At 35.5% G+C, this 5,302-nt stretch carries 8 protein-coding genes; 5 read left to right on the top strand and 3 right to left on the bottom strand.

Features of this window, described 5'->3' with window-relative positions; all coding sequences use genetic code 11:
• Both Q7P22_RS13440 and Q7P22_RS13435 read left to right on the top strand, forming a co-directional pair.
• Nucleotides 1–242 (top strand): geranylgeranylglyceryl/heptaprenylglyceryl phosphate synthase (locus Q7P22_RS13440; RefSeq protein WP_303864936.1); only part of this gene is annotated, 242 nt, incomplete at its 5' end.
• Nucleotides 227–409 (top strand): hypothetical protein, encoded by a 183-nt coding sequence (locus tag Q7P22_RS13435; RefSeq protein ID WP_303864935.1) that lies wholly within the window; start codon nucleotides 227–229, stop codon nucleotides 407–409. The genes Q7P22_RS13440 and Q7P22_RS13435, both read left to right, overlap by 16 nt.
• A 220-nt stretch (nucleotides 410–629) precedes the next feature.
• Here the strand turns inward: Q7P22_RS13435 and Q7P22_RS13430 are convergent, their stop codons facing one another.
• Complete coding sequence (locus Q7P22_RS13430; RefSeq protein WP_303864934.1) at nucleotides 630–1,163, bottom strand: hypothetical protein; 534 nt, start codon at nucleotides 1,161–1,163, stop codon at nucleotides 630–632.
• 151 nt (nucleotides 1,164–1,314) lie between these two features.
• Here Q7P22_RS13430 and ansA point away from each other — a divergent pair, with 151 nt between their 5' ends.
• Nucleotides 1,315–2,322, top strand: a complete 1,008-nt coding sequence (gene ansA / locus Q7P22_RS13425; RefSeq protein WP_303864933.1) for an asparaginase — start codon at nucleotides 1,315–1,317, stop codon at nucleotides 2,320–2,322.
• A 117-nt stretch (nucleotides 2,323–2,439) separates the two neighbouring features.
• On the opposite strand, the gene Q7P22_RS13420 is transcribed toward ansA, so the two are convergent.
• Nucleotides 2,440–3,420 carry a uroporphyrinogen decarboxylase family protein gene (locus Q7P22_RS13420; protein ID WP_303864932.1) on the bottom strand — a complete coding sequence of 327 codons (981 nt, stop codon included), beginning with the start codon at nucleotides 3,418–3,420 and terminating at the stop codon, nucleotides 2,440–2,442.
• Nucleotides 3,421–3,450: 30 nt separating this feature from the next.
• The gene (locus Q7P22_RS13415) at nucleotides 3,451–4,083 is read right to left on the bottom strand and encodes a corrinoid protein (protein ID WP_303864931.1); all 633 of its coding nucleotides are present in this window, start codon (nucleotides 4,081–4,083) and stop codon (nucleotides 3,451–3,453) included.
• Nucleotides 4,084–4,350: 267 nt separating this feature from the next.
• Between Q7P22_RS13415 and Q7P22_RS13410 the strand changes: the two genes are divergently transcribed.
• Both Q7P22_RS13410 and Q7P22_RS13405 read left to right on the top strand, forming a co-directional pair.
• Nucleotides 4,351–4,947, top strand: a complete 597-nt coding sequence (locus tag Q7P22_RS13410) for a cyclodeaminase/cyclohydrolase family protein (protein WP_303864930.1) — start codon at nucleotides 4,351–4,353, stop codon at nucleotides 4,945–4,947.
• 93 nt (nucleotides 4,948–5,040) lie between these two features.
• Nucleotides 5,041–5,302, top strand: a 262-nt coding sequence (locus Q7P22_RS13405) for a hypothetical protein (protein ID WP_303864929.1), incomplete at its 3' end; no start/stop codon positions are given.

Here is a 5,302-nt window from a genome sequence, read left to right as displayed (position 1 = left end):
CCAAAATTACCACTGACATCGGTGGTATGATTGCACTTGCAAAAGAAGTGACAGATATTCCTTGCGCCGTGGGTTTCGGCATCTCCACGCCGGAACAGGCGGCCTATATGGCGCAAGAGGCCGACGGTATAATCGTCGGCTCTGCCATTGTGAAACTATGTGCCAAATATGGCGAGGACTGCGTACCGTATGTGAGAGACTATGTCCGCGCAATGAAAAGAGCTATTTGCCAGATGATTTGAACATAACGGGATTGTTTTATAAGAGTTATTTATGCATTGTCAGATGGCACATTCTGTTTTTTGGTTTAATGATAGCCAAAGCCACTACTGTAGATGGTAGTGGCTTTGCTGGTAAAACACTTTTGACAAATCTCATATTAGAAAGCAATACTAAAGAAATACGCTGATAACAACAAGGATTTGGAGCGGCAGTTTATTGAGAAAATCATTGTTTACAAGGCAGAAAAGGTGGCAACATCATATTGAAGTGATTTTTAACTGTATCGGGGTAGTGAGACTTCTGAAAATTCAAGAGAAAATGGCATAACTGATATTTCTACCGACTATGCCAAATTTTTCAAGGGTAGTAAATCCCTTAGGTGCGCCACCTTTAAGGGGAGCTCTTTTCTAGTTACGAGAAAATCTCATTTCTATCCAATCTAAACCAATCCAATCGTTTTGTGCACCTGTAGAAGTATTTCGAATTTCGATAGTATTTACTCTTCTTAGATTTCTTACATTAAATCTCATGATTTGCCAATCGTCAAATTGTGCTCCGAAAGGTCTGCCGTGTTGTAATGGAAGAGCACCTCTATGAACTACTCGGCCATTAATCGTTATAGTAGCAGAGTATTGACGGATAGGGGTAGCAGGTTGCTTGTCGTCAAGAACACCCGAAATTAATACTTCAGCTCTCAATAAGCCTGGTACAAAGAAGAAGGCTGGAACTTCAAATGTCCAAGTACCCTGGTTTCCTGTGTAGAGGATATCCGCATTTCCACTTGGATTTCCATAGTTGGGAAATCCGCTTAACTCTTTAAATAGAGTAAGATCTGTCTCTGTTGGATTATTTGATAAAATGGGTTGCATTTGATTTATATAAGGATTTTGCACATAATTCATTGAATCATTTATAGGGGAATTAAAAGAATAATAATCCATGTTTTTCCTCCAGTTTTTATTTATATTGTTCTCTACAGTATACTCATTATTAGGTCTATTGTGACGGCTCCGTTTTAACTTATACAGTAATTTGGTATATTTAAACTGTATTTAGCAGACATTAAAATAATAAAAGAAGACAGGTGTAGTGATGAAAAAAAGAATTTGTATTATCCATACTGGTGGAACGATTGGTATGATTAAGACTACTAATGGTTATGCACCAAAAAAAGGTTTTATGAAACAAGCTCTATCTACCATTCAAGAATTAAACTCAGAAGAAATGCCTTTTTATGATTATATTGAATACGACCCACTATTGGACTCATCTGATGTTTCCGTAAAGGAATGGGTAAAAATCGCTAAGGATATTAAAGAAAAGTACCATATGTACGATGGGTTTGTTATCTTGCATGGCACAGATACGATGGCTTATACGGCATCCGCCCTCTCCTTTATGTTAGATGGTTTGTCTAAACCTGTTATTTTAACAGGATCCCAAATTCCCTTATCCGAAATTCGAAACGATGGACGGGATAACATTATTACAGCCCTTCTCATTGCAGCCAATTACAATATTCCTGAAGTGTGCCTTTATTTTGGAAGTAAACTTATGAGAGGAAATCGAGCGACAAAAATAAGTTCAGATCATTTGATCGCATTTGATTCACCTAATTATCCGTTTTTAGCTGAAATAGGCGTAAATATTGAAGTGAAAAATAAGCTTGTCCGTCCTACAAAGGGTGATTTTAAAGTTCGAACCTTTGATAAACGTCAAATAGCTGTCCTTAAAATATTTCCTGGAATTCAATGGGAGGTATTTGAAAGCATTATGACTTCTCATTTAAGGGGATTTGTTATCGAAGCTTTGGGTGCAGGGAATCTGCCAAAGGCAGATCATATCTTAGAAGGCCTACTTAAGAGGGCAAAAGAAAACGATACGATTATTGTCGTTTGTACACAGTGTTTAAAAGGTTCTGCTGTAATTGGTCAATATGAAGCATCTTCTACTTTATCACAAGCTGGTGCAGTCAGTGGATACGATATGACTGTTGAAGCTGCGGTAACAAAATTAGATTATCTCCTTAGCTTATATGATGATGTAGAGACCGTAAAAAGGCTTATGGAAACAAATTTGAGAGGGGAGTTGACAAAATAGCCATTTAGTAGGAAGACAATAAGGCGAAAATTGGGTTTAAGCTTATAGATTACTCTAATATAAAGAAACCACCTTCAACATGAGGTGGTTTCTTTATAAAAAGCTTTAATATTTTATTTAGAACATTTCTTTGCTCATTTTGTCAATTGCTTTATCTGTTTCTTCATATACGCCTGGGAATGAACTAAAGTTTAGCCCTTGGCTTAAGGATGGGATAAAATGGAGTTTGCCACATCGCTCACAAGAGATTTTTACATGTTTTTCAACGATTTCTGGTGTCCAGTCAGGGAAATCTACAACGCCACTATCAATATCACCCATAAAGGTAATCTTGTCACCATATTTTTTAATAAGTTCAGGGATATTATTTGTGCTCATTGCACCTTGCCAAATATCAATACCCATTTCGATCATATAAGGTACTAAGTTTGCAGAGTAAGCATCATTGTGATGTACAATAAGTTCTACGCCATTTTCTTTATAGAAACCATAGATTTTCTTGTATGCAGGTACAATAAATTCTTCGAACATAGCTGGTGAAAGGAAAGAAGAAATTTGGCTACCCCAGTCATCGTGATGAAACAGTGCATCAGGATGGATATGGTCAATGATTTCTTTAGCCCAACGAATCTCGTAATCCGTTACGTAATCGATTAATTCATGCATAGCTTCTGGCTCTTCGTAATAGTTCATTAAAGCGTTTTCCATACGCATTAAGTGATGAGTCATTTCAAATACACCTGGCGCAATAAAAGGAGCCACGTATTTTTGGTTTCGGTCTATTTTATTAACGTGTTCGATTGCTGGAGCCCACTCTTCATCTGAAAATTCTACGCGAGGAGCTTTTACATAATCTCTCCATTTCGTAATGTCTTTTATAACGATATTTTCATCATCGTGAACAGGGAAGCCACCTATTTGTCCTTCTGGCCATCTATTGAGTACACCCCAAGCTGTGCGCCATTCTTGTCCAGGTCCACCCATAGATGCATCACTAGGTAATTCTAAAATGATATCCAAAAATTCATATTGTTTTACGAAGCGGTCAGGGTTTCCGCCCTTCATAACTTCTTGCAAATTTTGTTTTATTGTTAACATAAGTATAAACCTCCTTTATCTAAAAGTGAATTATGCTTTTACCAATTCTTTTGCTTTCACAACAGCGCTACCTGCATCTGGAGCATAGCCATCTGCACCAATTTCTTCTGCAAACTCTGGCGTTACAGGAGCTCCACCAACGATTATTTTAAAGCCTTCTAAACCACTAGCTTTGACTGTTTGTACAGCTTCTTTTAATGCTGGCATTGTAGTTGTAAGCAAGCCTGAGCAAGCTACTAGAGTAACATTGTCATTTTCTTTAATAGCATCTACGAATTTTTGAGCGGGTACGTCAACACCGATGTCAACCAAATTAAATCCAGCACTTTCAATCATCATAGACACTAAATTTTTACCGATATCATGTAAATCGCCTTCTACTGTTCCAATAATGCATGTTCCTAAAGAATTTGAATTGTCGCCAGCCATAAGAGGTTTTAATACATCAACACCTTTTGACATTGCTTTAGCAGCGATTAACATCTCTGGTACAAATAATTCTCCACTTGAGAATTTGTCTCCTACAACACCCATAGAGTCAACCATAGCTTGAAGGATATCATTTGGTGAATTACCTTCATCTAAAGCCTCTTGTACTAAACCTGCTACTAATTTTGTTTTACCTGCTTCTACCTTAGCTTTTACTTCTTCAATTTTTGACATGTTTATTCCTCCTTAAATACGTGTAATTTTTATTCCTATATTATTTAACTAGAATAATATAGGGTTTATTGATTATTTTTTATGTTAACTTAATCTTACATGATTATAAAATAAAAGTCAATTATAATTTATAAAAATATATTATCGTTATTATATTATGATTTATATCTTTTAATAATTATTATCAAAATATTGTATGGTTTTTTCTTTTTATGATAAGCTAGTAGTGATAAGAGCTTAGAAATTTATGGGATAGGAGTGATGACAATGTACAATATTAGAGATCTAACTTTAGGAGAGTACTTAGAGAAGATAGCAGAACCAAGTTTTCCAGGTCCAGCAAGTGGTAGTGCTTGTGCTACTGCCGTAGCGATGGCTTCAGCTTTGGTTGAAATGTCATGTAAAGCAAGCATAAAAAAAGATCCTCAAAACCAAATGCTTATAGATGCCACCGAAAAGATGAAAAAGTTAAAAGCACATTGTTTATATCTAGCTGATGACGATATGAGAGCTTTTGGTGAAGTTATAAAAGGCACAAGAAAGAAAAAGGAGTTTCCAGATCAATATGAAGATCTTTTGCAAAAGGCTACAGACCCCTTAGTGGCAATACTAGAAGGTTGTGAACTGATTTTAGTAGAGATTCAAGGGATTCAGAAAGAGAGCTATGTAAAGGTTCTAGGCGATTTAGCTGGAGCGGTATATTTATCCGAAGGTGCTGCAATAGCTGTTAAAAAAGCTATAGAAGTGAATTTGACTTATCTTTCTGATACGGCTTATATAAAAAGGGTAAGAGAAACGGTTGAAAGACTTTATGACAATTGTAGCAAAATAAAGAACAATGTGATAAATGAGATGTTTGATTAAAAAGTTAGATGAAAAATAATCTTTGTTAAAGAGGATTTTCTTATTGATTGTAGAATAATATACTTATATAAGATGAATAAGGGAGTGTTTGATGTGAACATTAGATTGCAAATTTTACATGATTTAGATTTGAAGTTTCCAATTACCCCCAAAAGATACAGAAATCTTCACAAAGTAGAAGAAAATGAATTATATGAAATACTGAAAGAAATGAGGGGAGAGGGGTTAATACATTTTTATAGCGAAGAAAACCAGTCCTTAACGGAAATGAATTTAGAAAAAATAGTCATTAGTAGAGAGGGAAAAGAGCTTCTATTTAGTAACTATAGTAATGACTATTTTTTCAAAATTCATT

The sequence above is a fragment of the Alkalibaculum bacchi genome (genome assembly GCF_937875145.1).
In the GTDB taxonomy this organism is placed as follows: Bacteria; Bacillota; Clostridia; order Eubacteriales; family Alkalibacteraceae; genus Alkalibaculum; species Alkalibaculum bacchi_A.
This window is presented reverse-complemented; position numbering and strand designations above follow the sequence as displayed.

What these genes read in the sequence shown, in the direction of transcription:
- ansA (WP_303864933.1), top strand. Translation starts at nt 1,315, where the DNA reads ATGAAAAAAAGAATTTGTATTATCCATACTGGTGGAACGATTGGTATG.
- Q7P22_RS13430 (WP_303864934.1), bottom strand. Translation starts at nt 1,163, where the DNA reads ATGGATTATTATTCTTTTAATTCCCCTATAAATGATTCAATGAATTAT.
- Q7P22_RS13410 (WP_303864930.1), top strand. Translation starts at nt 4,351, where the DNA reads ATGTACAATATTAGAGATCTAACTTTAGGAGAGTACTTAGAGAAGATA.
- Q7P22_RS13420 (WP_303864932.1), bottom strand. Translation starts at nt 3,420, where the DNA reads ATGTTAACAATAAAACAAAATTTGCAAGAAGTTATGAAGGGCGGAAAC.
- Q7P22_RS13415 (WP_303864931.1), bottom strand. Translation starts at nt 4,083, where the DNA reads ATGTCAAAAATTGAAGAAGTAAAAGCTAAGGTAGAAGCAGGTAAAACA.